Raw genomic sequence first — 26,360 nt, 5'->3', positions numbered from 1 at the left:
CTGACTTAACAATTGTAGCGAAAACCATTACGGTAACAGCGGCAGCGAAAGGCAAAACCTTTGGTGATGCTGATCCTGCTTTGACCTATACCTTTGCTCCGGCACTGGCCACAGGTGATACTTTCTCGGGATCACTGGTGAGAGTACCTGGCGAGAATGTGGGTACCTATGCGATCAATAAGGGAACACTGGCTTTAAATGGTAATTACCTTATTAATTACATTCCGGCTAACTTAATTATAAGTTCGGCCACCATTACCGTTACAGCGAATAATGCGGTGATGTGTCAGTCAGATGGCTTCCCAAATTTTAGTGTGATTTATAGTGGCTTTAAATTAGGGGATACTGAGAATGCATTAAGCACGAAAGCAAGCGTTAACACCAATGCAGATAGGAACATCCCAGGCACTTATACACTTATTCCTGCTAATGCAGTTTCAGGAAACTACCGTTTCGTGTATGTTAATGGATCGCTCTTGATTAATGCTTTACCAAATGCAAATGTAAACAGCAGCAAAGGAACTGAACTCAGTAAAGGAGAAACAGCGGTATTGACAGCAACGGGTGGGACAACCTACAGGTGGTCAGCAGCAAATGGAATCCTATCTGGTCAGAACACCGCTGTGTTGACTGTCCGTCCTTCGCAGACCACTACCTATACGGTAGAGGTTACGGGTACAGGGGGTTGCACGGCAACCAGATCCATCACCATCAAAGTGGCTGAAGATTATAAGCTAATCGCCAATAATATCCTGACGCCAAATGGTGATGGGGTAAACGATACATGGATAGTTCAGAATATCGACATGTATCCAAACAATGAGGTAAGGATCTTTGATCGGAATGGAAGAGAGTTATATAACAAGAAAGGTTATGATAATGCCTGGGCAGGAACCGTTCGAGGAAGCGATTTGGCAGAGGGCACTTATTATTATGTGATTACTTATGGGCCGGACAAACTTGTTCAAAAGGGATTTATTACCATTATCAGAAACCGTTAATCATTATGAAAAGCATAAAAAATAAATTATTTATACTGGCCGCACTGGTCGGGATGACGAAGGTGAATGCTCAAACCAGTCCGCTAATGAACCAGTACTTCCATAATACCTATCTGGCCAACCCGGCTATGGCAGGCGTCAAAAAAGGAGCAGCGGCAGATTTAGCCTTCCGCTCACAATGGAATAGTGTTCCAGGTGCACCGGTCATGCAGAACTTAAGTGCAACTTATGGCTGGGAGCGTGTAGGTATTGGCTTAAACTTGAATCTTGACAAGGCGGGTTTGCAGAGGCAGACAAGAGTCTTGGCCTCATATGCCTACCATTTGCCATTAGGTGAAGAAACAAAATTGCATTTTGGTCTTTCCGCTGGTTTTATCAACCAGCGGATTGACATGCAGGATCTGATTGGAAATCCGAATGATACCCAGGTGGGCATGTACAATACAGATCACCGGACTTATTTTGATGGTGATTTTGGTGTGGGGATGACCAGTAACAGACTAAACCTGGATTTTGCAATGGTGAATCTAAAGAATTATTTTAAGCGAGACAATTTCAGGCTGATCAATTCGCCGGTCTTGTATGCTGCTGTTGGCTATCAATTTGATCTAGGCGAAAACCAGTTTCAACCAAAGGTTGCATACAGGTCTTTCCAGGAACTTTCCGGGATCTTTGATATTGGTGGGCAGCTTGCGCTGGCAAATGAACAATTACTTTTGACAGCCATTTACCATACCAGCCGGGCGGCAAGTTTTGGGGTTGGGATGCATTACAAAAAAAAATACACCATTAACACTTCTTATACAACCCAAACGGGTGCGCTGAGCGGATTCACCGCCGGTAGTTTCGAGATTAACCTTGGAATTAACTGGTAGATAATATTAAAGGACTGTATCAATTCAGTTTCATGATACAGTCCTTCAATTGCCCTACAACATACGTAAATGATCAATCTGACTAGATTTTACCTACCGGCTAATAGGTTTTTTATGTTTGTTTTAAAAGATAGATTCTGGTATTTACATCTTCTTATGCAGTATTAAATTACTATTCCAGACGAGAAGTTGTTTACGCGTTGTTAGTGAAGTCTCATTAATGCACTTGCTTGTAAAAATTTCCGACAAAAAATAAAATTTCATGTTTTTTCATGATTCACAATTTTCGTCAGAATCATTACATGAACAATTTTATAAACCAGCAACTGCGTTTTCTGATGATCCGTTGAGAATGAGAGTCATGAAAGATTACGATTTCAAGAAATTTGAAAGAAAGATGTTGGAGGGCATGTTGTAACTGCTTGATGAGCTGAAAAATTGCTATTCTTAATTAGTTAAACTTTGATTTATCGAAATCAACTAACGCAAATGAAAGGTTGCTTACAGATAAGAAGATAATGCTAGCACCGATCATAAAAATGTAATTAGTTTTGTTGTGACCTTATAGTCAGTTCCTTTTACCACTGACTGTAAGGTTACTAATTAAGTTCAGGATCCTATATTGTCTACGGATTTAAAGGTCAGTTCAAGCCAGAACCAATATGAAAAGCGTTCACTACCATCCCTTGCAGATCTTAAATTGGTGATTTCATAATTTGCTGGTATTTTAATTTCCTGATACTTGAAAAGTTGCTTATCCTTCGACATTGCAGTTTCACTCTCACTTCCGTCGCTGTAAACAAAATTGATTGACTTTAATGGTGCTAAACTGCTATAAGGCTGTAAATAGTAAAACCGCAAGGCAACAAGCTCCTTGTCAGGATCAACTTTAATCGTTTTTGTCTTATCGCCACCAATTTTAGTGGCTCTCTGACCATCATGACTTTCAAAATTTACCTGGAAACTGTCTAGACTGTCCCCGAAGTTATATACTATCTCTTTAATCTTCCCGCTGGGCTGACTTTCGTTTGCCGGTCGCAACGGACGTAATTCATTTTCGCTTCCCGGTGAAAACGGTCCTATGGTTATTCTGTTGAAAGCCGGATCGATAGCTGGTGGTGCAGATTCTAAACCAGGCAAAAGGCGGTTAGTATAAAAAAACGAAGCATAAGACTGCGCAAAATCTGCTATCCAAAAAGACATCCATCCTTCTTTGATTTTCATCAACTCGTCCTTTCGATAATCTTTACCATCTACAAATCTATAGCTCTTTTTGAACGATCTCTTCGCAAAAGTGTCGTTCACTTCGATATCAGTATCCTTTATCAATTTACCTGTGGTGACGCTTTCGTAAATAATTTTTGAGGATCGCCATTCAATCAAAGCCGGGATTTGCTCAGTAAAAAATGACTGGTAGTTTTCAATCTGCCGCTGCAAATCAATTACCCAAGCTTCATCAAATTCACCATAAAGGGCCTCTCCAGAATCCACTCGTTCTTTGAGTATAGCAAGATGTACCAATGAAAACGTAACTGTAAATGGTATAAGTTTCTCTTTGTTATTGGATTTGATTAGCTTGAAATACATTTCCGTGCACCTACTAATAAGTGTATTGAGTTGCATGGCCTGTTCAGATTTGTTTTTAGCTACAACATAGGATACCATATCACTTTTGATAGCCATCAACTCGCTTCCATCACGGGTGATCTCGAATTCAAGAATTTTTAGGTCAACCATTTTGGAAACATTTTCACTAACCTGAGCCCAGATATCGGCTTTAGCTTCCTGCCAGAAACTTTTGATTACATAACTAATTGCACCTCCGATATAGGGTGCTTTGGATGCCAATGAGATGACTACTGTTCTTGCTTTGGATTCCCAACTTGATTTTGGTGAAGGTGTAGGGTGCGGAAAAAAATCGTTGCCGGATAGAATCAGGCGTTCATAATCAGTAGGCGTAGGTTTAAATAATGTGGACATAGCTATATATTAAATTGTTTATAAGGCAATGAAGTAAAAAATCATCCTGGATATTATTATTCCTAGCGGAATGAGCGTTAACCATGGATTCCTTTTCTATCAAATCCCTAATATAAAAAAAAATAAAAATCAAAAACAGTAAAGATCACAAAATGGAGTTAATGGATTGCCGTCTAGTAGCTTTCAAATACATTGCAATTTTGACATCCTTGATTGAAATGCATCAAAAGAGCTGGTCTATTTTTTACCACGGAAAAGTTTAATTTTTCAAGATCAAAAAGCCACGATCCCTAATTCAACCTGATTATGCAACCCTATCAAATTAGCATTTTTGCGTTAACGCAGTTTTACATTTATTATACTGCTGGTTCTGAACATATATTTGACTATTTAAAAACTAGATTCTGATATGTTATTTACGATGGGTTGTTTTTATGATTTCTGAATTGCGCACCAAATCACTGCCATTTAAATTTGTGTAACATATTAATGAATCCGCCGGTTAAAGAAAGTTATTTTTCAAATGGAATGAAGCATATGGATCTCGCTTTTGGTATGTAATCATAAAGGTTTCTCAGTAATATATGCTGTAAGTGTACACCTATTTTCTGCAAACATACGCGTCTGTTTAATTTCTTCTAATGAGGTGAAAAACAAAATCACCGTTTTCGACATTGTAGAAAAAATAAAGATTACATGAATGGCCACCTCAGCAGATAGACATAGTAAAACGCAAAGTATAACAGAATCTACCATCTCCATCAAAACCTTTTTGATTTCACTCGCTGTGAGTATTCTAATCATTCTTTCGCTTTGGGTATCGAAATCAATCGAGCGGAAAGCCATTATTGAGAAGAGTCAAAGGCAAAGTCAGCTATATAAAAGAACAATTTCTGCTAGGTTGGATACTACTTTAAAAAGCCAATTGTTGGTATTTAGCAAGCCGTTGGTTTGGGCAATCCGTACTGAAGTTTTGAAAGGGGATAAGAAGGCTGTAAACACCTATCTTAATCAACTTGCGACCATGCGAAATTTTCAGGAGGCATCCGTAATCGATAACTACGGAGTAATCATAGCTTCAAGTAAAAAGTCGGAGATCGGACATCTGTATTCCACTTTTTATAACATCAACTTCCTCTCAACAGATTCTGCCAGATTGAATCCCCAAGGCGGTAATAGTATCATCATCACCAGTCCAATTTTTGAAAGGGACCGTAAAGTGGCCAGCCTGTCCATTCATTATCAGCTGGTAAATATAGATCATTATTTCACGCAATAACTGACAGCCTTTATTGTGTCGACTATATCCTCCAGTTTCGCACTTATTTTAGGATTCAAGCCATATGTTGCTTCTTAGAATAAACCTTTCAGCAATGCATTTTTGCTTGACATCTTCAATAATAAATGCGCTCATCATGCTTACGTGCGCACTTGATCGTGTTCTTTCTATTTTCAGTTCCACAATATGGGTCTCTCACAAATGTAAGCTTTGATATCAATTATCAGAAAAGCACCTCCTAAATAGGGTTGGTAGGGATGAAAAAAATAGGGTGTATCGGCTAGTGAACCATCCAAAAGATTGTTTGCGCCACGATCTCTCATTAGGAATTTAATATCCGCAGATCATTATGTATTGGGTACGTAGGATAACTATTTACAAATCTGAATGAAGATTGTAAACGGTATACCAAATCCGATATGCTCCACAGTCTCATATAAGTTATTGAAAACCAATAACTTAGATTAAATTCTGCCTCGTAACTCTGACACAAGTCTGCCACTAAACGAATCGGGAGCCAAAAATTCACCCTGTCCGGCACGGCGAAAAAATCAAAATTCTTCTGAAGAAAAAGAAAAAAACATTGGGTATTCCGAACGTAAGTTCCAGGGAAGAACCCCTCGTGGCCCTAATTTTGACCTCATGGAGATTCCTGAGCTACCATATACTGTCCCCCGCGTCGTAAAGGGAAGGAGCATAACGAGGGTTCCTGTAGGAAGTAGCATGGAAAAAGAAGTGGCTAAGCAAAGTTGGTACGTGGAGTTCTTTTTCCATAATGCAGCAGAAGAACGGATGGAGCGTATCAGGGTTACCCGGAAGCTCAACCGGATTAAAGACCCAAGGCAAAAGCTTAAAAACTTTAATAATCTGTGTGAAGCTTACCGAATTGCCCTCGAAGGTGGTTGGAACCCCTTGATGAGCATGCCAATGCTCGACTGAAAAAGGAACTCATTGGCATCGACCTTAATGAAGCATTGGTTCTTTTTGAATCCTATCACAAAGCTAAAGGAACCAGGCCAAAATCAATCAGTACTTACCGTTCAACAGTCAATTCGTTTATCAAATATTATGGTGGAAATAAAAAAGTGAATACTATTGGTGATTTTGAGATAACCGATTTTCTTAATTTCAAGGAGAGGGAGGAAAAGTGGGCTGGGGTAACTTATAATAATTGCAGGATCGGGCTCAATAATTTCTTTCGTTATTTAAAGGTCAATAAATATATTCTGGAGAACCCTGTAACTGATTGTGAGACGCGGAAAAAAATGCCGACTCAGTCCCATCAGGTTTTTACAGAACTTGATTTTAGGGTTATCATGGACTGGCTTGATAATCATGATAAATATTGTCAGCTATTTGTGCGGATGATTTATTACACCTGTATCCGCCCAAAAGAACTCAGATTCTTACAATTAAAATATATCGATCTGGAGGAAAATACGATTACGGTCCCTGGTACCGTGTCGAAGAATAAAAAATCAATCCCAGTAAATATTGATGTGAGCCTAAGAGTTGAACTGGATAAACTACAGATAGAGAAATTCAACAAAGAATATTTTCTGCTCGGTTCTGCCCAAACATTTATCTCACGAAGTATGTGCTCAGAAAATTATGCCTATAACAGATTCAAGAAATGTTTGGAGGCAACAGGTTTGTTGGACAAAAACTATACACTCTATTCTTTCAAACATCTGTCTAACGTGAGGAAGTTCCAGGCAGGATGGAACCTTGCAGAAATTTGTTCGGCCAATAGGCATGGCAGTCTTTCGGAAACGGAAACTTATCTGAAAGAACTGCTGAAATTGGTAAGACTGATAAAGCAATTCCAGCCATTTAACGTTACTTACGCTTTCTTACAGAGCTTGTCAAGATCTCCGTAAGAAACTTTTGTTTTTGATTTTTACGCTTTCTTAATTGTTCTTCTGAAAAGTGTAAACGATGGATATCATTGACCTTTCTAACTAGATCTGAGATAACATCGAACAGTTCTTGATTGCTAACTTCTAGATTTGGAGACTTATCTTTACTTGTCATAATATTCATCTTCATTTAATAATATAAAATTATAGACCATACACAAAAATAATCTCCCTTACTCTAGGGATACCTAGAGTTTTTGAAGAAGCCGATCCCAATCCCTACAGTGCAGGGGAAATCATTTGAACACCTTTCTAATAAGTTGGAGAAAGAACTCCCAAGATTCCAAAAAAAGGTTAGAAATATTATGTTCTAAAAATGTTTCTTTTTCGTAGTTCGGGAGGTTTTTTGAACAATCATTAATTAATCATATTACTCAGCCGATCATTGGTTGGAATTTCCAATGGAAATTAGACGATAGGAAATGAATTTGTATCAAGATGTTTTTTTAATACTTAGGTGTACTTTTCAAGGGCCTTTTTCAAATGCTTGACAATAGCTTGGTTGAAAATCGTCCGATGCCTTCTGATCTGTTTTCGTATCGAATCATCTTCCATATCCTGAGCTGCGCGGTTGACATAACTGAAATAGTTGCTAGCAAATTTCTTCTTTTTCGAAGTTGTCTGCACTACAGAATAACCATATCTCCCCGGGACCAGTGTTCTGAATCGCCTGTTAGATAACTTTTTATCCAAATTCACGTTGGTATACAAGCGAAAAAGCCTGCGTTTGTAAATCGCCATACTCAAGCCTGGATTATTTTTTGCTGACAATACCGCCCGTTTTGTGCGGCTCTTCACCGAATCAATCATCCGGCGATAAAACTTGGAAAGATTAGCCGATTTGATCAGAGTTTTATGACCATAAAATTCAAAACCAAGGTAAGTTAATGGAATATTTTTAACGAGTGAACCATTTCTAAAAACATGACTAAGTGGTTTCCCACTTGCCTCGTCCAACTTAAAGAAATATTGCTCAGTTTTTTCTATACTTGCATTGACTTTGCTAACCTCCTTTAATGCCTTGGAGACAAAATCGATGAGAAATTCTTTGTCAGCACTGCCACAAATCACTATAATATCATCCGAGTATCTCCTGTAAAAACCTTTTCGGTTAATCACGACCTCTTCAAACATCAATTTATCAAACTCCAAGAGGTAAATATTTGCAAGGGTTGCACTTATCGGAAGTCCCTGCGGAATGCCTATCATCTCATCTTCGTCATTGCGAAAGGTGTTTTTATAGATCCTCAGTGTTTTTTCAGCCAATCGTTTGCGGAAGGCCTTAGGATTGTGGAAAAATGCATTTGTTCCTTGTTTGCGGTTTTCACTCAGCAGTTTCTCATCAAACCCTTCGCGGCGCTTAAACCGGGATTGACGGATACGTAAATCATCTTTTAGAATAAACGAAAACTTCGTTGCTGCTTTGAATACATTGTAATGATCATCCGGCAATGTTGTTTTCTGTAATAAAGTTGCCCAGGATTGTTTCAGGACCCGATGATCCATTGAACTGAAAAAGCTATCAACATCGAATTTCAATACCCAGCATTCCTGAGACGCACGACTGCTGACTTCCTGGAACACCTCGTGCGCAAAGTGAACCGTATTCATTGAGGTATTCAAGCGACTGGGGTGCAAAATTCTCCGATAGGCAGTAATGCAGGCGGCCAATCCAGCGGTGCGCTCAAGTTCGGTCAAATAAAGATTCTGCAGGAATTCGGAATAATATCCAAAAATCATCGAATCGATATGCGTGGCGTAATGTAAAGGCCTGAGTTTTGCATGTGTCTTCCCATTATAAGAGTGTTTACGCTTATGCGAACCTTCTGCCTTTTTATACCTTCTCAACTTAACGTTGGTATGAATCAGCGGAAAAAAAGCATGCCGTTCGACGAACGCTGTGTTTTTCACTTTCGCGAGTATCTCATCACGTCGCGAATTCACGTCTATGTGATCGGTGATGTGTAAATATCCCCTGTGTTTCAACCAAGTTTTTTTTCGTTTCTGTTCCATCAAAATTGGGACCCTGGACCGCTTGCGTATCGGATGATAGATTGCATACTTCCTAAAGAGGGGGAGACCGTTACCCAAATTCTTGAGTCACGCATAAAGTCCTGATAATAAAGCTAATCATTACATCCAAATATTATCAACAATGAAAACACTATTGAGAAACATCAGAATAATTGCTATATTTGTATACTGGCTGACTACAGCATTCCACACAGTGAATGATTTCACTATGGGAGAGCTTAATACTTATAAGCAGTATACGGTGTCTGACACCGTACCTATTTATAAGGGCAGTCATGCTAATTTACAGCCTTCGTGCACTGTTTCGCACAAAGTAATTTCGGTCCAAACCAAATGCTGATCCTATCCTTTGTCCAAAGTCCCGCCTAAAGATATTATATTTGGTTAAAATATTAATCAAAAATGTCTAAATTCTCTATCGGCGAAATTGTCACCCTCTCGACGCACCCATTTACTACGGTCACTAACAAGATTACCATCAGCGGGGAGTATCTCATGATACCGCCCTTAATGATCGTCATTGAAATCTTTCTACCCGAAGCCGCAGAAAGGGAAATCACTTTTCCCGGGTACAAATGTCTCTGGTTTTCATCGAAGGACAACCTTTTGAAAGACAGCTACTTCCAGGAAAATGAACTAAAGGCCATTATACCCCTAGATCCACCAGAACAGCCTATTCAGCTGAACGACCTGGTCGCTCTATCCACACAGCTCTATGAGCTAGGCAAACAGCGCAGCTTCCTGAATACTGAAACCCAGCGCAGCACGGTGATGAAAACCAACAAGGCAACAGCGTTGCTCAGTTTTATCAGTCCGGTCATGCAGGTGATCGAATTGCGAGACTTCGACGCAGAGAAAGATTCCAAGACCGTTAAACACTTGCGCGAACGCAAAGTTTATCCAAAGAGAATTGCTAAATGTAAGTGGTTCAATGCTGCGTCGGAGAAATTTTCAGAATCCTGGATTGCCCTTGACGCCCTGATGCTGATTCCTAAAATCTCCGATGACATCATCGGAAAAGTTAAGAAAGCCATAAATAAAAAAAGTTATTTAAAACTGGAGAACCGCCTGATCCGTCCAAATCAGATTTCGAACCGAAGTGGCTATTATCACCTTGATTGCTTTGATCTGGTCTCACAAACCAATACCAGCATTCCATTCACCGAGCTCGGCGGATTCAAAATCATCCCTTCAGCGTATAAAAAGACAGCACCAGTTTTCAAGAAAAAAACTATTAGGGGCGTGAGTACCATGAAAATTACATTGACTGCGGAAAAGCTGATCAGACAAGCAGTCAGCGAGCTCCCGGAACGTTATCTCTGGATAAGATACATTGATCAGCACGATAACATCACTACCCGTACAGTCAGTGACTACCATATCTACATGGGGGAAGATGAGGCCGGAGATGGTCGTACTGATGTGGAGTTCCTTGTTGGATATTGCCACTTAAGAGATGCAGAACGGCATTTCAGGTTAGCCAATATTTTCGAAGCCAAAACCCTCAGACTATTTAGCTGAAGTTAAGGATGCAACATAGGGGAAGCGCTGTCTATCAGCATACCTTCGTCATTAGCTTTTTTGAAATGCTTTTCCTCAAAAGCAATATTACCATAATTTGGGGAATGCGTTATCACCGCTCCCAAGAAATGGTAGTCATCATAAGGCCTAATATAGATCGTATAATGAGCAGGTCTGCCATTAGTATTAAGATTTTTATCGCTCCATAGCATATCGCCTTTTTTTAATTTATCAATTTGGATTTTCTTATTATTAAATTACACATAATACCACTATAAAAAAGCCGTAACAATTATTTTGTTACGGCTCAATTGCAATTGATTTCATAAGTTATCTTCTTGTGGAATCATCACCGTAAGAATTTCTTTCACGACTGTGACCATATGGTCGATGAATGAACATTTCTGAACCTAGATTTTTGGCGATATTCCTAGCTATCTCTATAGATTGCGATTACATTTCCGCTGTTTTGGTAACCTTCTCGTTACCATCCATGCATATAGCCCAATTTTCATTATGCTGTACAGCATGTTGATTTTTTCCCATTATTTACTTTTCTCCTACCTGTTTAAACATATGTAGTTATCGTAATACGCTTAACTTGTGCATTCGATACAAATCTTCCAGTAATAGCACTTTTATTAACTTTTACACTGATTTATTCATTTTTAATGATGCCTTCTTTTAGTTTTAAAAAATCTTCTGAAGAATAAAGCGATAGATTTCAGGTTAAAACCCTTCTCATTCTTAGATATTTCTTTATGAACGATAACCTTTTCGACCACCTGATTCTCAGAAAATTCTTCTTTTAATTTAATTGAGTAATTTCTACCACGCAGAACCTGTTCCTTACTCCATTTATTTGACCACTCTATTCTATTCTTCGTGATAAAATAATGAGACTCGCACTCAAAACTCCAATTGCCAATTGACGGATAAAGTGACACAGACTTTCCATCAAATGTCAATTCCCAATCAGTTGGAGATAGAGGCGTCACAACTTCGTTGCCGCAGCCACACACACATTTGTGAATGGCTGTGCAAAAGGTAGTCGAAATATAGAGCACACCTTTTTCTATCTTCTCTGGAATGAATTCGACAAACTTAAACTGCAACATCTTCGTTGAAAATTTTAGAAACCCCGATTGAATAAGAACTGTGAAACTCATTCTCTAGATCAACATAGAAGCCACTTTGTTTTTTCCATTTCAAGATGGCTAGAACTGCATTTAGAGCATTGAGTTCTGCAATTTGGATATTAGTAGAATAATCGTTGTTGTCGGCTTCGCCTGAAAATATCCTGAGAGGTAGATGGTCTTTTTTTGCTTTCGTAGATGAAGTTACCCTAACAGCGCCCGTTAATTTATCATCCACAATATTTACACCAAGGCCAACATCAGAAAATGATACACCTATTTCTGATAGATAGTCTGTAATCAATTTCCTCACAGGATTTCTATCAACGCACACAAATACGTAATCCATTCTTGCAAGTTCTAAGATATTCTCTTTGGTGACGTAATAATCATGCTCAACAATAAAGCGGTGCATATTCGAGTATATTTCCTTGAAATACCCAACTTTTCTTGGATTAGATCTCAACTCATCAACGGAAACAGCTCCAGGAGAACGGAACGCATTATGCTGATCAAAACAATCACCATCGAAAAGGTTGATTTCTGCCACTGGTGTTTTTGCAACCTGGTCTAGGATGTAAGCGCCTGTTCCTCCCAAACCGATAATCGCGATCCGTTGCCCCCCGAGTTTTGAATTAATAATTTCAATGTTAGCACGGCTGGAATTAGTATCTATATATTGAAATACCGTTTGATTATCATTATCAGGAATCACTTCGAACGTCTTTTCGGTCACTTCACTAAACAAAAATTTTGCAGGTGCTGAAATAATATCGGCATAACGTTTAACCTTTTCGTAGTAATTTGGATAACCGCTCAAAGGTTTATTAGAGAATGATCTATCTACAATGATGTCACCATTTAATGGTCTCCTAGTATTATCATGCTGAATCGCAGAAATGGCAACACCATTCATATCACATGGATTTTCTCCAATGAAGCTGATTACATGGTTGTCGGGAGTCGTTGTTTTTTCGTCATTACTTAAACTTAAGGTACTTACCAAACTTCCGAATCTCAGTTGCGTATTATGATCTAGGAATGGTATGTGGTGGACAAGTAAATGTCCACCGTTTACCTCGATCTCATAACCCTCGTCTCTAAGACGCTTAAGGTCAGGGCTATGATTTATCAGTTGCTGTGACATCGAAGATCATTTTATTTTTAACACGAACATTTGAACCTTTCACCATGGTGCCTTCTGGTTTTGGATCCCAACCCCTAGAATACGTGACCGTATAACCTACATTTGGATCATTTTTATAGGTTCCAAACGCTAACTCGACGACTTGCTCGAAAGATATTTCTTTGGCATTCCATACCTTTTCACGGGCATTTACAATTATGTTAAAATCGCTAGATTTTTCTTTGGAAAAAAATTTTTCGATGCCAGGTCTGGCGAGATTTATTCGAACATTATTCAATATTAATTCGTCTTCATAAGGTCCAGCTATCATCAAAAATATTTCGTCATCCTCTCCAATGGCTGCAATTTTCTTGATTTCATCTCCAGTTAAGTACTGCTTTTCAGAACTAAATTTCTTGCCATTGACAACAAAATCGAGTTTTTTCTTGATATAAAACCCTTCTATTCCGGGCCTGGCAAGATCAACTCTCGTATCGTCCGAAATGAGTTCATCTTTCCACGGCTCTCTTACGGTGAGGAATAATACGGAACTTTTTGCGAGCCCCGCCAATCTTTTAATTTCTAACCCAGTTAAATACTGCTGGTCAGTTTCATAAGGTTTATCTTCCACACTGAAAGATAACATGCGCTCACAGCCTGGCTGTGTCTGTACATTTCTTAAATCATCCATAATTACTTATGCTTGCCAAAAACTATTTTTTGCCGTCGACGGAAAAAAAAGTTACATTAGTAGCATAAGGTAATGTGAGGTTGATCTAAAAGTTAACGCAATCGATGGATACAATTAATTGGGATGAATTATACTTACAGTTATTTGCTTATACGGATTCGCTCCTGAAGGCAAACACTTGGTTTAGAAAAGGGAAAATCGACTCTTTTTTGGAGGGCAAACAAGTTCATGACTATGTTTCTGCAGCAATTGAGAAGTTTTTAAGCGAACCCTACAAATACGACCCTGCCAAAAGAAGTCTGGTTGGATATTTAAAAGTGCATATTATCCGTTCATTAGTATCAAATGATGTTAATAAGGCCGAGAATAAGACTACGAGTGATTTAGACTTCATTAACAATGATGAAGATGGCGACGAACTGAATATCATGGAGGCCCTTTTGCCCTATGTTGATGCGTACTTTGACCAACAAATTGATCACGATAAAATTCTTAATGACATCAAGGAAGAGATAAAAAGTGATGAAATTGTAAAGAAGATATTTGAAGCACATTGCCAAAATGGGCTTTTAAGAAGGGAAATATTAATGGAATATAATATGGATGCTAATGCGTTCGATAATGGAATGAAAAGATTAAAAACTGTGCTTAAAAAAACGGCGAAAAAATACGATTTAAGGCAACAGATATGAGCAAGGAAACAATGTTTAACCGAGAAGATTTTATTAGGTTGGTTTTAGCCAAAATTGAACACAACAGTTCTTCGGCTGAAAATGCAAAAGAATACTTGATGGATGAGGGATATAAAGTTGATGATATCGTAACTGAGGGGATGAAGCGTATTAGAGAAATTACGAGTCGTTTGAACTTATCGGATAATCGACAATCTCAAAGCAAGAAAATTCCAGCCATATCATCTCAAAAAAGCTTTAAAAAGAATTGGTCTCACGAATCGGTATTATTACTAATTAAAGAATCAAATAATAACGATCCATATGATGAAATAAAAGCTCGTGCGCGCGAACTCGTATTAAAGGGATTTGAAAAGGGTTGGGAAGGCCCACCATATAGTCCAATTAAGCTGGCCGAAATTATGGGGATAGACGTTACCCCTAATGATTCTGTCCTTGACGCCAAGATTGTACCTAAATCTGGCAACAATTTCCAAATCCAGTATAATCCATTTCAAATACCTACAAGAGTGAATTTTAGTGTTGCACATGAAATTGCACACACTTTGTTTTCAGACTGCGCAAAGGCCACCAGAAATAGGGAGGAGAATCCTATGGAAAACAGACAGCTTGAACAATTGTGCAATGCAGCAGCATCAGAAATCCAATTACCTTATGCGATATTTTCGAATGACGCGAATAATTCTCCTGCTTCGATGAAGGGTTTAATTGAGTTGGCAAAAAAGTATAAGGCTTCATTGGAATCTGTTTTCATGAGATATACTGAAGTCATTGATCAACCATGCGCAATTTTGATTGGTATATTTCAGGATGATGGTAAGATTATGGTAGATTACTATAAATCTTCAAGATTCTTTTCTTTGGATATTCCCGAAAATTTTGAAATACCAACGGGCTCCAACGCATATGAATGCACATCTCCGGGATGGACAGCTGAAGAAACAACCTATTGGGATATTTTTCTCGGTGAACAGTATCTAGTGAGCTCTGCTGGGATTTCTCCATATAAAAGAGACACCAAGCCAAGAGTCGGAATTCTTATCATGCCAGCGGAGTATGCACGTCATGATGCTGATTATGGAAAAATAGTACTAGAATTCGGTGACGCTACAAAACCTAGAGGCTCGGGAAAAAAAGTTATCGCTCAGGTCGTTAATACAAGCGCTTCTTTAGGACGCGGTTTTGGATATTCCTTGGCTAAAAATTACCCTTCTGTTAAACAAAGACTTAAGGAATGGAGTGCAGATAAATCGAAGTTTGTCCTTGGTAGCACTAATATTGTAGAAGTGGATAAAGACACTTATGTATTCCAGATGTTGGCTCAAAAAGGCCTGTTTGCTAAAGGCGATGAAATACCATTAAGATATAAGGAGTTGCAAAAATGTCTTGTTCAATTGAGAGAATTCGCACTAGAGAATAATTTTTCAGTACACATGCCGGCGATTGGAGCAGGTCAGGCAGGGGGTGACTGGGAAGTAATCATAGGAATGATCCATGACGAACTTGTCAACTACGAAATTAAGGTAAATATCTATCTATTTCAAGGTACATCTTTCAACCCCAAAAGAAAATCAAATTTAACGCTACTCAACGAAAGCTCTACATGGGAGAAAAAAAAGTAATCCTAGTTCTAACTGGAGAAATTAGTACAGGTAAAAGTACATTGACTGAAAAACTGGAAACGAGATTTGGTTTCAAGACTTGTAAAACCAGAGATGGTCTTAATTATTTTGCGAGGAAAAAATTAAAGGACAATGAACCTGATAGGGATTTTTTGCAAAAATATGGAACTGAACTTGATGTACAAGGTGACGGAAAATGGGTGCTTGAATATTTTCAGCATCTTTACGGAAGTGATTTTGATACCAACAGCTTGTACGTAATAGATTCAGCTAGAATTGTAAACCAGATCAAGCATATTAGGGAGGCTTATAGTTATTTCGTATTTCATATTCATCTAGAAGCAAATGCAAAAACCCTCGAACAAAGGTTTTTCGAGCGTGGTGAAATTAAAGAAATGCCGGAAGCTAAACAGGCGGAGAAATATAAACGTTACAAAGCTGATGAAACCGAAAAACAAGTACCGAAATTAAGAGAAGAAGCCGATCTTGTTATTGATACTGACCGCTGTAACGATGAAGATGTATTTATAAGGGTTGCAAGTTTTTTCAAATTACTGCCTCCCTTAAAAAACGAGTTGGTTGATGTTATCGTCGGCGGACAATTCGGATCTGAAGGAAAAGGTCAGATTGCAGCGCATATATCGCCTGACTATGATTGTCTGATGCGTGTTGGTGGACCAAACGCTGGTCATACCGTGTTTGAAAAACCAACAAATCATGTCTTTCACCTACTTCCATCTGGAACCTATCGGGCTCCACACTCGAAGTTGCTAATCGGACCTGGTGCTGTTTTAAACCTTGATAAGATATTGCAGGAGATCAGAACATTTAACGTCGAATTTGGAAGACTAGTTATCGATGAAAATGCTATAATAATCTCTCAGGCTGATATAGATGCAGAAAATGAGATAAAAGAGAAAATCAGTTCTACTGCACAAGGAGTAGGCATAGCGACAGCTGCAAATATCGTTTCAAGGTTGTACGGAGATGATAGGCACAAAGCTAAACATTATCTTAAAGAATTAAGGGGCTACCTTGGAAACACATCTGAAGAACTAGAGTTACTATATAGGGATGGTAAAAAAATACTTCTTGAGGGAACCCAGGGAACAGGCTTGAGCCTTCACCATGGGCTATATCCGCACGTTACATCACGTGACACATCAGTTTCTGGCTGCCTATCAGAGGCAGGCATATCACCAAGTAGAGTGAGGAAAATTATTATGGTAACTCGTACATATCCAATTCGAGTTGGCGGTACTTCCGGTCCATTTATAAGTAAGGAAATTGACATGAAAACAGTTGCCGACCGTTCTGGGAAAGACGCCGATGAACTAGTGAAAAAAGAAATAACAACAACAACTAGAAAAAATCGTCGGATAGCTGAATTCAGTTGGTCTTTATTTAGAAAAGCTTGTGAACTTAACTCGCCAACCGACATAGCCCTTACCTTCACGGACTATATTTCAACGAAAAATGAAAATGCGAGAAGATATGAAAACCTCACGGACGAGACTAGGCGTTTCGTAGAGGAGATAGAAAGATGCTCCGGCGTAAAGGTTTCTCTGATTGGAACAACCTTTGACTATAGAGCAGTAATTGACAGAAGAAACTGGAAATAAAATGGATTTAGAAAGATTTATACAGCAACGACCATATTTGTACCATTTAACTAATGCGCAAAATGCAGAAAGTATATTGGCCGAGAAAAAATTATATAGCGCTAATCAGATAATTTACATGTCTGGTGATCACAGTGATAATGTCAATCGTCAACGAAGGGTGGGGCATCAAGAAATTAAAGTTGGAGAAAAGTCCTATTTCTTAAGAGATCAGCGGCCGATATCCCAAAAGGCTTTGGAAAAATGTTTGACCGATGGATGGAAGATGCCGGATTTTCTTTACTATTTAAATGACAGAGTATTTATGTGGCCTACATTGGATAGGCTTCGTAGGCATTACAATAGATATGCATTAGAAAACCCCGTTATCTTTAGATTTCCTACAAGGGAAACAATCGAAGCCAATCCTCACGTAAAATTTTGTCGATTGAACTCTGGTGCAACAAGAGCGAACTCTTACTTGGGCGGAAAGCCACCTGAAAGAGGAAAAAATTCTTTTTTGTCAGCGGAAAACTTTTTGCTTCCTTTAAGGGAAGTTGCAGAAGTAACTTTTGAAAATGAGTGTAATTTTGATTTTGCAATCGCTCGCGGGCTCACGCCTGATGGAGTATTTGTTGAGGTAATTCCTAAAGGATTTTAGCAGCATCAAATTGACATAAATATTTTTAATTGGATACCAGTCTAATATATCAGAAAATTGGAGAATTCGTCGTCTCCTTTCAATGGCTTGAGCATCGGCTTAGAGAAATCGGGTGGTTAATTATTGACCCTAAAAGAAATAGTTGGCCCCCGAAAGAACTTAGGGATGATACCAATGTTCAATTGCTGAATAAAATTGAGACGTTATATATTCGTTTTTTAAAAGTTTCTGAAATTACGGATAAGGAGAAAAAAATAACTTCATTTAAAGAAACTATCGCTTCTCTTCATGGACATCGAAAGTATAGGAATTTACTTTTACATTCTGCTTATATAGAAATTCATCGAGTTGACGATAGCGAAGAAATTTGGAGATCGAATCCAAAATTAAAATATGCCGATGGAGACCGTGTGTTTGACACCGAAACGTTAACTCCTGAAAAAATAGATAAGGTAATGCTACAAATGGCGCATGATGCACTTACTATAAATAAGTGCTATAACCAAGCTTTACAATTGGCTGGGAAATACTAGCAACATTATATCCAACAGTTTTTTATATAATGAAATCTACTTTATGCAGAATCACTATCCTAGCTTTGTCAAATTGTAAGCATAAAGTGTCGTAATCAAAATCAATTAGTTTTTTCTCAATGCTAAAATATAACTGGCAATTTTTTACCCGCAAGGGTATATAAACAACCTGGTCGGTTGCCTTTGACGGGTATTTGCCAGCTATGATTTCTTGCATTAAAAAACTAATTTTTATTGTTATGGAAACAAATATCTGCCTACTTACAAAAGAAACACTAACCTACCATGTAGAGAATTACAATTTAATCGGATACGAAAGATTGTTAGTTGAAGAAATCTCATCCGCAATTGGTCAAAAGGATAGCACCTCAATTGAATGGTTTGCTCAGTTTGGCAATACCTTAAGAAAAATTCTCTTCAATGTTCATGCTTACCGCATGGGTTTAAGGTTTGGTTTTGACAACATTGAATTTGATGAATATGACTGGTTGAGTCGACCGACATTTCAGGATATAGAAGAATTGTCGTTTGGACTTCCTGATAAAAGTAGATATGGTAACTACAGCACAATCACATTAGGGCACGGGCCGAATCAAATTTGGACTTATGGACTATCATGTTCATATGGTACCGCGGGATCTTCTTCTGGAATTTGCGTATATGATCAAACCTTTGCCAATAGGGAGGAAGCACTTAAAGATGCAACGACCAGACTAAAAAAGATGATGGTAGCCAAGGTTGGGGATAAAGACACTACCAACCATAACCAAAAGATAATTGCTGCAACGCTTAAGGACATCGACAGATTGCAGACATCCTCAGTACAGTTAACCCTATTTTAAGCTAGCCGTATTTTTCTATATCTAAAAAAATCGATGGACTGATTCATTACACTAGGTATCGTTATAAAATAACGATATTACGTTAAGGAGTACCATTCTCCTGTTTCTTATCCCATCACTTTTGCTTTTTAAATCTTTGATTATGATTAGACCTAAAAAAGCATTTGCCCCAAGACCAAGGCCCAAGCCTGGCTCACCTGTCTATTACCGGGAATTAAGACTGAATCTGCGAAAGACAATTGCTAATATCCCCTTACCGGAAAGTGTAATCGAAAAGCCAAGTTTCTCGGTGCACCAATAAAGTAAATACCCACAAATTCGAGCGACTTACAGGAATACTTTAACCACTCGGGTGTTTTGCAAGATGTATTTTTGTATACACAAAAAAATCTTGCGCCCTTGAGGTCGGGCATTTTTCTCGGAACTCGAAAATGCTGAAGCTAGTTTAGAAACAAGATTATGCCAAGGAAGAAATTTAAAAATCCAGAGCAGCTGCTGACTCATCCGATCATCGTCAGGGTCACTGAAAATACGTATAAACGATTGGAAAAAATCTTGATCAATAGTAATTGTCAATCGATAGGAGAGGTTGCAAGAAATATTCTTTCAAAGGAAAAAATCCTGATGCTGACCAGAGATGTATCGATGAATGAGCCAATGGAAGAACTTGCTTCCATACGTAGAGAACTTCGGTCGATTGGTATAAATATCAATCAGCAAACCCGGCATTTCCATACTTCAAAGAATGAGGCGCAGCGGTCTTTTTATTTCATGCGGACCAGCGATCTTTATAAGAATGTCGGACATAAGGTAGACAGGTTATTGGAATTGGTCACTCAACTATCATTGAAATGGTTGCGAGGATATTGACGGGAAAGAGTATTCGGGGATTAATTAATTATAACGAATCCAAAGTCATTTTGGGAACGGCAATACCAATCCTTGCCAATAGATTCGGACTGGACATCGAACAACTGGAGCTTCGTCATAAGGTGGCGAGGTTTGAACATTTGACTAAGCTTAACAGTAGGGTAAAAACCAATGCAGTACACATCATGCTCAACTTTGATCCGTCGGAAAAACTGCCAATAGAGAGATTGCAAACGCTCGCTATGGAGTATATGGGTGGAATTGGCTTTGCCGAACAGCCTTTTCTGGTGTATAGACATGAGGATGCCAATCATCCGCACATACATATTGTGACCACTAACATCAAAGCGGATTCGACCAGAATTGATCTTCACAACATCGGTAAAGAACTTTCTGAGAAGACCAGAAAGGATCTTGAGGTAAAATATAATCTTGTCAGAGCTGAAGGCCGCGGCAAAGAGCAGCAAATTATTTCTGTTAAGATCGATATGGCTATTTACGGGGAGAAACAAACAAAAAGATCAATTTATAACGTAGTGACGGAAGTTTTGAAAAGTTATAAGTTTACCTCGTTTTCAGAATATAATGCAGCGCTAAAAAGCTTCAATATTGTTGCTGACCGGGGACCTGAAGATTCGGTGATGTTTGCAAAAAAAGGACTGGTTTATTCGGTTTTGGATGCAAACGGCATCCGTATCGGTATACCTTTTAAGGCCAGTTCATTTGCAGGGAATCCGATATTGGCCAAGGTTGAAGGTAAGTATAAATTGAATCTTGAAAAAAGGAAAGCACATGCTGAATCATTAAAAGGAATGATCATCAAGCAACTTACAAACGAAAATGGTTTGACGACAAGACTTTTGGTTGACAGGTTGAGGAAAAAAGGAATTTCATTGATCTACAGGCGTAATAGTGAGGGTAGGATATACGGATTGACCTATGTCGATCACAATACCAGAAGCGTATTTAACGGGAGTGATCTTGGCAAACAGTTCAGTGCAAAATCAGTCTTGGAGATCATGAATAGAGGTGATGACCATGTATTGGAGCATACAAGCCGAAACACCAAAACCAGAAATAATCAGTTTCGGGAAACCGTGGTTTCTGACGAAGATCATAAGAAATCATCTACAGAGGGGCTGTTACACTTTCTACTCGAAAAACCGAATCCTGATCCGGAGTCTCCATCAATACGGATTAGAAAAAGGAAGAAGAGAAAAGGACTTTCAAAAAATAGAGATATATAAAATAAAGTTTAAGATTATGAATACAGGTGAAGATACTCAGGGCCTTAGAAAAATACTGGATTTAAGCAGAATGATTAGTGTTTCCTTATTGGCCATGCACTTTTACATCCGATTTTTTCAGTTGTTCAAAAACTTGGGCTGGCATTCGGAAATTACAGATCGAATAGTCGGTCAATTGGCTAAACTTGCAATTTTTAATGGTTGGTGGTGCGCAAAGCTCGCCGCACTTTTGTTTTTAGCTATATCGCTATTGGGAGTGAAAGGGAGGAAAGATGAAGACATTTCATTAAAGAAGATTTATCTCTATTTGGGATTGGGGCTCTGCTTATATTTTTGTGCTATCTTTTTTCTGTATTTGCCTTGGTCGGATTCGTTATTAATTTGGCTTTATTGTTTGATAACCTCCACCGGCTTTCTTTTAATTTTGGCTGCGGGTACCTGGATTTCCAGAAGAATTAAGCAGAGTCTAGCCATAGATATATTCAATTCAGAAAATGAAACCTTTCCGCAGGAAGAAAGGCTCCTCGAAAACGAATATTCTGTAAACCTTCCCGCTAAGTATCATTATAAGGGAGAATTAAGAGATAGCTGGATTAATCTCATTAATCTTTTCAGAGGGTTACTTGTCGCTGGAACCCCGGGTGCAGGAAAATCATATTTTGTCATCCGTCACCTAATCGATCAGTTAATGGGGAAGGGGTTCAGCATGTTTATTTATGACTTTAAATATGACGATCTATCAGTAATTGCTTATAACTGCCTGCTCAAATATATTGATAGGTATAAGGTTAAGCCAAAGTTTTACGTGATCAACTTTGATGACCTCAACCGTACCCATCGTTGCAATCCACTTGACCCTGCCGCAATGACGGATATTACAGATGCCACTGAAGCAAGCAGGACAATCATGATGGGCCTCAATCGGGACTGGATCAAAAAGCAGGGCGACTTCTTTGTGGAAAGCCCGATTAATTTCCTAACCGCCATCATCTGGTACCTAAAAAAATATAAAAATGGAAAGTACTGTACGCTGCCGCATGTTATTGAGCTGATGCAGGCCGATTACGAACAGCTTTTTAATGTGCTGCAGCAGGAAGAGGAAATAAAGGTTTTGATCAATCCGTTTATTAGCGCCTACCAGAACGAAGCGATGGCGCAACTTGAGGGCCAGATCGCTTCGGCAAAAATTGGGTTGGCGAGGCTTTCCTCTCCGCAGCTTTATTATGTTTTGAGTGGCAATGATTTTACTTTGGATGTAAACAATCCTGAAGAGCCGAAAATCATATGCGTGGGCAATAATCCACAAAAGCTGCAAGTCTACGGCGCAGTACTTTCGCTTTATATATCCAGGATGATTAAACTGGTGAATCAAAAAGGCAAATTGAAAAGTGCACTTATTTTTGATGAATTTCCTACGATATTTTTCAATAATATAGATAGCCTTATTGCAACTGCCCGCAGTAATAAAGTTGCTACGGCTCTAGCTGTGCAGGATTTTAGTCAATTAAAAAAGGATTATGGCGCGGAACAATCTGAGGTCATTACGGGGATTGTTGGAAACATCATTGCAGGGCAGGTGACGGGAAGCACTGCAAAAACATTGAGCGAGACCTTTGGAAAAATTATGCAGGATAGGCAGTCAAAAAGTATCAATAGTAGCGATATCTCTATTTCCCAATCGACTCAACTGGATTATGCGATTCCTTCTTCCAAGATAGCTTCGCTATCTTCCGGAGCTTTTGTTGGAATGGTAGCAGATAATCCAGAGGAAAAGATTTCATTAAAAATGTTTCATTGTGAGATTCAGAATAATCATGAGGCAATAGCAAAAGAGGAAAAGAAATATAAATCTATACCCACTGTTAAACATGTTAATACAGAGGAGATAAAAGAGAATTATGAAAACATTAAATCCCAGATTGCTGACCTGCTAAAATCTGAGTCTAAAACACCTGAACATCATGAAGATAAAAGAGAAAAGGCTTCTAATAAAGTCAGGAATTCAATTAAATCGAAGAAAAAGCCAGCTGCAACAAACAACGAAAAACCTAACACCACAATGTCGTTTTAGGAGGGAACGCCAACTTAGTTACACGAATGATATACTTTAAGTTACGTTATTCATATATATCATCATTTGTATTCTGACTGGATTTCAAGAAATACTTCTCTAAATTCTTCCAACCTGGAAGGTTTAAAAAGATAATGCCATTTGCCCACCATTTTCGGGCGCAGTTCATGCCTAAAACGGGAGGTTACGAAAACCACGTGATTCACTTTTGTAGAGATGCTTTCCACCAATTCTATTCCCGAAATCTTTGGCATTTCAACATCGGTAAACAAAATGTCGATACCCTTATGCTCATTAATATATGTTCTTGCAAGGACCGGGTCAGTAAAAGTGTCCAGAAGTTTCAGCTCAGAAAATTGTGTCAAATAAGCTTTTAACAAAGTGATGGCAAAGGAATGGTCGTCGACGATGATGCAGGTAAGTTCTCTCATAATATTGATTTTATAAAAATTAATGGTAGAAAAAATAGCTATTAAGCCTTTATAGGCTAAAGGTATGCATACTGCCCCTTCTTGGGAAATCTTCAAAAAACGAAACTTTATGTTTGAAGGTTTTTATTTGACTGTAAGAAGTTAATGGTCAGTTCTGTTGTAAAAATGTTTCCAACTGGTCCATATCGAAACTCGAACCATTGTCCATATGTTTTATCCAGTCTGGCCAATATATTTTTTAATCCAATATGGGTTCCGCCCGTGTCATTTTTATTCATAATGGAGTTGCTGGTTTTAAGCACCAATACATCTTCATCAGCATAAATCTTAATGATGGCTGGTATTGAAGGTTCCTGAAAGTTTCCGTGTTTAAAGATGTTCTCTACAATCGTCAGTAAAATAATTGGCGGTAAGTAATGGTCGAAGTGGATCTGCTCGGTATATTCCAGGTTAAGGTTTGTTCCAAAGCGTAGCCTATTTAGTTTAATAATATTCTGGATCTGGGCGGTTTCTCTTTTTAAACTCGAAAGTTCTTTTTGGTCCCCGCTCAAAGCATAGCTCATAATTTCTGAGAATATTAAAATAGCCTCTTCTGCCAGTTTTGGATCCTTTTTGGAAGCATGTCTAATAAAGTTTAGTGTATTGAACAAAATATGGGGATTGACTTGGGCTCGCAGGTAATTTTGCTGGCTGGTTAAAAGTTCATTCTGGAGTTTTTCCATCGCAATTTCTTGCTCGGATTCTTTCTTTTGTTTGAGTAAAAACTGAACATGGAAATAGTAGCCAGTGGAAACCATGATAAAAATTACCGATCGCCAAATCGTCCCGAAAATGAACTTAATGCTTAGTTCCGGCAAAATAAACCCTCTCCCATTATGATAGTTTAATACCCCACCAAGGATCAATGATGTCAAAAAATAGACAGACAGTTCCAGTATAAAAAGCAATAGGAATAAAAAAGTTCTCGGCCTTTGTCTGGAAAATGGCTTCATGGTAACGAAAGCGTGAAAATAAAAAAGTGTAATGTTAAGGGCGTAAAAGCTAATGTAGTATTCCTTGGTGCTGAAATATCCATTTATCCCCCGGGTTACAATCACTTCCATCAGAATATAACTTAGCCACACATATATGTGTTTTTTCCATTGTATCCAGAGCTTTTTTATCATATATATAATATTTGCTATACAATCTATAATAAATGTGCTTAAGGTCCATCTATCTGCGATTATTGGGGTCACTTAAACATATATTATTATGAAAATCCTATCAAATGCCCGATTAAAAAAACGAACCATGTTCGTGTTTAAGAATGTCCGCCAATCTAACCGCCTGAACACAGGTAATTCTACAACAAGTGATCCGACAACAAGTGTGACGACCACGTCGACAATTACGGATCCGACAACATCTGGATTTTAATCTCTCTTTTTTCTTACGCTTCCGACGTGTCTGTTTTTTAAAAATGCCGTGAGTCGCTCCCTGTAAGGTATGCCTACAGGAAAACTCAGCCCATTATTCAGGAAAACCACATTCCCCTCAACCATCTCCAGATGAAGCAGCGAAATGATAATAGATTTGGAAATCCTGATAAATAAGTTAGTATAGCTTAATTCTCGTTCTACATCGCCCAAAAGAGAATAGGTCATGTGTTCATCCTTACCGGTAAATACCTGCACATAGTTTAATAGCGCTTTGATGTAAACGATCTCTTCGCAATTGACTTTTTTGAAATTGTTTTTATGATCTCCCTTTAAAAATATAAAGTTATCGTTCCTTAAGGAATGGAATGAAAGCTCAGATCTGATCTCCATGATCTGCTTGGCGAAATCTACATAACTGAGCGGCTTCATCAAATATCCACGCACCTTTGCCCGAATTGCGTCAAGGGCATAATCACGGTAGGCGGTAACGTAGATTAAAAAATTACAATAGCGTTGAAGCATCTCGGCGGCATCGATTCCACTCAAACCAGGCATATTGATGTCTGAAAATATGACGTCGACTTCTCCGTTTTGATCGAGAAAGCTGATCGCTTCCCGGGCATTACTAAAACTTCTACTAAGCTTTACCCCAGGTACAGTGTCAATGAGTTCCTCAAGTTCGGCCAACGCATGTGGCTCATCATCAATTATAATGCAGTTCAGCTCGTTATATCGGATCGGCTTTGAGTTCATAACTGTCAATATCGGAAATGTCATATTAATTAGCAAATTGAAACCGCTTTGATC

24 protein-coding genes are annotated in these 26,360 nt (G+C 38.5%); 15 read left to right on the top strand and 9 right to left on the bottom strand.

The window, feature by feature from the left end:
- On the top strand, positions 1–1,001 hold a 1,001-nt coding region (locus EA772_RS01980; RefSeq protein WP_168187471.1), incomplete at its 5' end, for an MBG domain-containing protein.
- A 5-nt stretch (positions 1,002–1,006) separates the two neighbouring features.
- Complete coding sequence (locus EA772_RS01975; protein ID WP_124911008.1) at positions 1,007–1,876, top strand: PorP/SprF family type IX secretion system membrane protein; 870 nt, start codon at positions 1,007–1,009, stop codon at positions 1,874–1,876.
- A 609-nt stretch (positions 1,877–2,485) separates the two neighbouring features.
- Here EA772_RS01975 and EA772_RS01970 read toward each other — a convergent pair.
- Positions 2,486–3,856 carry a hypothetical protein gene (locus tag EA772_RS01970; RefSeq protein ID WP_124911007.1) on the bottom strand — a complete coding sequence of 457 codons (1,371 nt, stop codon included), beginning with the start codon at positions 3,854–3,856 and terminating at the stop codon, positions 2,486–2,488.
- 700 nt (positions 3,857–4,556) lie between these two features.
- On the opposite strand from EA772_RS01970, the gene EA772_RS01965 reads away from it, so the two are divergent.
- The 3 genes from EA772_RS01965 (at position 4,557) to EA772_RS01960 (ending at position 7,015) form a co-directional block, all read left to right on the top strand.
- A complete protein-coding gene (locus EA772_RS01965; protein ID WP_124911006.1) occupies positions 4,557–5,135 on the top strand; it encodes a hypothetical protein in 579 nt (192 codons plus the stop codon).
- Between the two features lie 723 nt (positions 5,136–5,858).
- On the top strand, positions 5,859–6,074 hold the full coding sequence (locus EA772_RS21985) for a hypothetical protein (protein ID WP_168187470.1): 216 nt from the start codon (positions 5,859–5,861) through the stop codon (positions 6,072–6,074).
- Positions 6,038–7,015: a site-specific integrase gene (locus tag EA772_RS01960; protein WP_124911005.1), complete on the top strand. Its 978-nt coding sequence runs from the start codon at positions 6,038–6,040 to the stop codon at positions 7,013–7,015. The genes EA772_RS21985 and EA772_RS01960 overlap by 37 nt, the downstream gene beginning before the upstream one ends.
- 492 nt (positions 7,016–7,507) lie before the next feature.
- On the opposite strand, the gene EA772_RS01955 is transcribed toward EA772_RS01960, so the two are convergent.
- Complete coding sequence (locus tag EA772_RS01955) at positions 7,508–8,794, bottom strand: reverse transcriptase domain-containing protein (RefSeq protein WP_168187469.1); 1,287 nt, start codon at positions 8,792–8,794, stop codon at positions 7,508–7,510.
- A gap of 696 nt (positions 8,795–9,490) precedes the next feature.
- Here EA772_RS01955 and EA772_RS01950 point away from each other — a divergent pair.
- Complete coding sequence (locus tag EA772_RS01950) at positions 9,491–10,609, top strand: WYL domain-containing protein (RefSeq protein WP_124911003.1); 1,119 nt, start codon at positions 9,491–9,493, stop codon at positions 10,607–10,609.
- Between the two features lie 330 nt (positions 10,610–10,939).
- Here the strand turns inward: EA772_RS01950 and EA772_RS22430 are convergent, their stop codons facing one another.
- The 4 genes from EA772_RS22430 to EA772_RS01930 all read right to left on the bottom strand — a co-directional run bounded on the left by EA772_RS22430 (position 10,940) and on the right by EA772_RS01930 (position 13,562).
- Complete coding sequence (locus tag EA772_RS22430) at positions 10,940–11,047, bottom strand: hypothetical protein (RefSeq protein WP_371683167.1); 108 nt, start codon at positions 11,045–11,047, stop codon at positions 10,940–10,942.
- Positions 11,048–11,277: 230 nt separating this feature from the next.
- The gene (locus EA772_RS01940) at positions 11,278–11,727 is read right to left on the bottom strand and encodes a DUF6527 family protein (RefSeq protein ID WP_246834023.1); all 450 of its coding nucleotides are present in this window, start codon (positions 11,725–11,727) and stop codon (positions 11,278–11,280) included.
- Entirely contained in the window at positions 11,714–12,892 is a 1,179-nt protein-coding gene (locus EA772_RS01935; RefSeq protein WP_124911001.1) for a ThiF family adenylyltransferase, read from the bottom strand. Before EA772_RS01935 ends, EA772_RS01940 begins: the two co-directional genes overlap by 14 nt.
- A complete protein-coding gene (locus tag EA772_RS01930) occupies positions 12,867–13,562 on the bottom strand; it encodes a multiubiquitin domain-containing protein (protein ID WP_124911000.1) in 696 nt (231 codons plus the stop codon). Before EA772_RS01930 ends, EA772_RS01935 begins: the two co-directional genes overlap by 26 nt.
- Positions 13,563–13,666: 104 nt before the next feature.
- Between EA772_RS01930 and EA772_RS01925 the strand changes: the two genes are divergently transcribed.
- The 9 genes from EA772_RS01925 to mobC all read left to right on the top strand — a co-directional run bounded on the left by EA772_RS01925 (position 13,667) and on the right by mobC (position 23,701).
- Entirely contained in the window at positions 13,667–14,254 is a 588-nt protein-coding gene (locus tag EA772_RS01925; RefSeq protein WP_124910999.1) for a hypothetical protein, read from the top strand.
- Positions 14,251–15,876: an ImmA/IrrE family metallo-endopeptidase gene (locus EA772_RS01920; RefSeq protein ID WP_124910998.1), complete on the top strand. Its 1,626-nt coding sequence runs from the start codon at positions 14,251–14,253 to the stop codon at positions 15,874–15,876. The genes EA772_RS01925 and EA772_RS01920 overlap by 4 nt, the downstream gene beginning before the upstream one ends.
- Complete coding sequence (locus EA772_RS01915) at positions 15,858–17,498, top strand: adenylosuccinate synthetase (RefSeq protein ID WP_124910997.1); 1,641 nt, start codon at positions 15,858–15,860, stop codon at positions 17,496–17,498. The genes EA772_RS01920 and EA772_RS01915 overlap by 19 nt, the downstream gene beginning before the upstream one ends.
- A gap of 1 nt (position 17,499) precedes the next feature.
- Entirely contained in the window at positions 17,500–18,138 is a 639-nt protein-coding gene (locus EA772_RS01910) for a hypothetical protein (protein WP_124910996.1), read from the top strand.
- Between the two features lie 29 nt (positions 18,139–18,167).
- The gene (locus tag EA772_RS01905; RefSeq protein ID WP_124910995.1) at positions 18,168–18,671 is read left to right on the top strand and encodes a hypothetical protein; all 504 of its coding nucleotides are present in this window, start codon (positions 18,168–18,170) and stop codon (positions 18,669–18,671) included.
- A gap of 239 nt (positions 18,672–18,910) precedes the next feature.
- Positions 18,911–19,513 (top strand): hypothetical protein, encoded by a 603-nt coding sequence (locus EA772_RS01900; RefSeq protein ID WP_124910994.1) that lies wholly within the window; start codon positions 18,911–18,913, stop codon positions 19,511–19,513.
- 459 nt (positions 19,514–19,972) lie between these two features.
- A complete protein-coding gene (locus EA772_RS01895; protein WP_124910993.1) occupies positions 19,973–20,383 on the top strand; it encodes a mobilization protein in 411 nt (136 codons plus the stop codon).
- Positions 20,365–21,630 (top strand): relaxase/mobilization nuclease domain-containing protein, encoded by a 1,266-nt coding sequence (locus EA772_RS01890; protein WP_124910992.1) that lies wholly within the window; start codon positions 20,365–20,367, stop codon positions 21,628–21,630. Before EA772_RS01895 ends, EA772_RS01890 begins: the two co-directional genes overlap by 19 nt.
- A 16-nt stretch (positions 21,631–21,646) precedes the next feature.
- Complete coding sequence (gene mobC / locus EA772_RS01885; RefSeq protein ID WP_124910991.1) at positions 21,647–23,701, top strand: conjugal transfer protein MobC; 2,055 nt, start codon at positions 21,647–21,649, stop codon at positions 23,699–23,701.
- A 62-nt stretch (positions 23,702–23,763) separates the two neighbouring features.
- On the opposite strand, the gene EA772_RS01880 is transcribed toward mobC, so the two are convergent.
- The 3 genes from EA772_RS01880 to EA772_RS01870 form a co-directional block, all read right to left on the bottom strand.
- Entirely contained in the window at positions 23,764–24,132 is a 369-nt protein-coding gene (locus tag EA772_RS01880; RefSeq protein WP_124910990.1) for a LytTR family DNA-binding domain-containing protein, read from the bottom strand.
- Between the two features lie 107 nt (positions 24,133–24,239).
- Positions 24,240–25,235, bottom strand: coding sequence for a sensor histidine kinase (locus EA772_RS01875; RefSeq protein WP_210405069.1), 996 nt, complete (start codon positions 25,233–25,235; stop codon positions 24,240–24,242).
- 312 nt (positions 25,236–25,547) lie between these two features.
- Positions 25,548–26,306, bottom strand: a complete 759-nt coding sequence (locus tag EA772_RS01870) for a LytTR family DNA-binding domain-containing protein (protein ID WP_168187468.1) — start codon at positions 26,304–26,306, stop codon at positions 25,548–25,550.
- Between the last annotated feature and the right edge of the window lie 54 nt (positions 26,307–26,360).

It is taken from the genome of Pedobacter sp. G11 (assembly GCF_003860265.1).
Classification (GTDB): domain Bacteria; phylum Bacteroidota; class Bacteroidia; order Sphingobacteriales; family Sphingobacteriaceae; genus Pedobacter; species Pedobacter agri.
This window is presented reverse-complemented; position numbering and strand designations above follow the sequence as displayed.